The sequence below is a fragment of the Vibrio sp. 10N.247.310.23 genome (genome assembly GCF_041467155.1).
GTDB classification, from domain to species: Bacteria; Pseudomonadota; Gammaproteobacteria; order Enterobacterales; family Vibrionaceae; genus Vibrio; species Vibrio crassostreae_C.
Map to the genome: position 1 here is coordinate 1 of NZ_JBFSTZ010000099.1, position 1,278 is coordinate 1,278.

1 protein-coding gene is annotated in these 1,278 nt (G+C 49.1%); it reads left to right on the forward strand.

Features of this window, described 5'->3' with window-relative positions; translation table 11 throughout:
* Window positions 1–274: 274 nt before the first annotated feature.
* Window positions 275–1,278 (forward strand): TraB/VirB10 family protein (locus AB6D93_RS24065; protein WP_372159256.1); only part of this gene is annotated, 1,004 nt, incomplete at its 3' end.

A 1,278-nucleotide genomic window follows, 5' to 3' on the forward strand; every position in this document is an offset into this window, starting at 1 on the left:
CGCAGGATTGCAAGCCAATGAGCTGAGTAAAAAACGCAATCAAATCATTACGGCTATCACACTGGTCATTTTTGCCTCGATGTTCTTTGCCTTTAAACACTTTAAAAAGCCCCGTACAGACCTCTCTACATCGTCAAAAACAGAAGCGCCCGCGCCCGACTTCGGTGAAATCATTAACGATGACTTTACTGAAAAGGACAACCGCTCAGCGTTAACCATCCAGCGGCAAGAGATTGAAGATGCAAGGGAGGAAGTTGAGAGGCTTAACCAAACCGTGACACGCTTGATAAGTTCAAATGAAAATACCGTCGCGCAATTAAAAAAACAAAACAACGAGCTTACCGAAGCGCTTCGAGACAACCGTGAGGCGCAGCGTACCGCCCCCCACCAAAGTACGTTTGATCTAGATGAGTCTCAAAGCGACACAACGCAAACACTTGAGGGTGATAACTTCGGCTCAAGACCCTTACCGCCAAAACCAGCTCCCTCTTACTCCACCGATGACTTACACAAAGACGATTTCCAATACGCCGCCTCAGACACCGTTTCTTTTGATAACCAAGGTCAAGCCATCGATTCTTTTGATTTTCACTGGGAGTCTGGCGAAAAAGAGAGCTACCGACGCACCACAGAGAACTACGTCCCATCAGGGACGTTTGTCACAGCTAGAATTACCGGGGGCGCAGACGCCAATGCAGGCGTGTTCGGACAAAGTGATACCGTGCCGATTGTGCTCCAAACCGTGCATGAGGGCATCTTACCCAATGGTGAAAAAACACACTTGATGGACTGCACTATCGTTGGCAGTGTCTATGGTGACCTATCATCGAGTCGCGGTGTTGCTCGCACAAACACGATAAGTTGCATTCGTGATGGCAACATTCTCGATATTCCCGTGCAAGGCACCGTCTTTAACTTTGGCCGTAACGGCATTCGCGGCACATCTCTCTTACGCAACGGCAAAATCATCCAAATGGCGGGAATTTCCGGCATCCTGACGGGATTGGGAGAAACAGGGGCAGGATTAGCCAGCACAACGTCCACCTCCGCACTGGGCTCAACCTCTAGCATCAACAGCGAAGACGTAGGATTAAGCTTATTGGGCAACGCCACCTCCGAAGTAGGCAGTAAATTATCAGATTACTACATTGCCCTTGCCGAACTTTACCACCCATTCATCGAAATCAATCCGGGGGGACTTGTGAACATCGTCTTCACTCAAGGTTTTCCTCTCGATGATGAGGGCGTCGAGCGCTATGAAGAAAAACTGGCGAATGA